We start from the raw sequence: 536 nt of genomic DNA, 5'->3' as shown, positions 1-536 counted from the left end.
AGCAGATTCAGCTTGTTGTCGGGCTCGTTGTCGTTATCCGGATCGACCAGGCGCAGGTCGATCGCGGCGTGGCGGCCGTCGGTGATGACGGAGAGCAGGATGTCGTCACCGGGCTCCGGCGGCCGGTCACGCATCTCGATCACCTTGATGCGCTCGTCGAGCAGGACCTGGTAACGCTTGAACGCGGCGGTGGGCTTGGCCGTCAGGATCCGGCGCTTGCCGGTCGAGATCGCCGGCACTTTCACGTACCGACGCAGATCCTCCGGCATCACCACGTCGGCGAAGGTCCGGAACATGGCGATCAGCTCCGGCACGTTGACGAAGGTGGCGAAGCGCGTGACCGGCTTGTATTTGCCGTTTGGCTGAAGTTCGAGCTCGGTCGAGACGTCGCCGAAGGTCGAGGCCCAGGCGTCGAACTCGTGCAGGCCGCGTTCGAGCAGCGCGGCGTAGCCGAGATAACGCTGCACGGAAAACATCTCGCCGAGCGTGTTGGTGATCGGCGTGCCCGAGGCGAGCACCAGCGCCCGCCCCGGATT

1 pseudogene is annotated in these 536 nt (G+C 65.3%); it reads right to left on the bottom strand.

Annotated elements, in window-relative coordinates:
• Positions 1-536 (bottom strand): annotated as a pseudogene (locus EOA85_RS36850) (lactate dehydrogenase); the annotation flags it as partial.

The organism is Mesorhizobium sp. M5C.F.Ca.IN.020.29.1.1, from assembly GCF_003997375.1.
Lineage (GTDB): Bacteria > Pseudomonadota > Alphaproteobacteria > Rhizobiales > Rhizobiaceae > Mesorhizobium > Mesorhizobium wenxiniae.
Note: the sequence above shows the minus strand (reverse complement) of the source record. Positions and strands in the feature narration are given on the sequence as shown.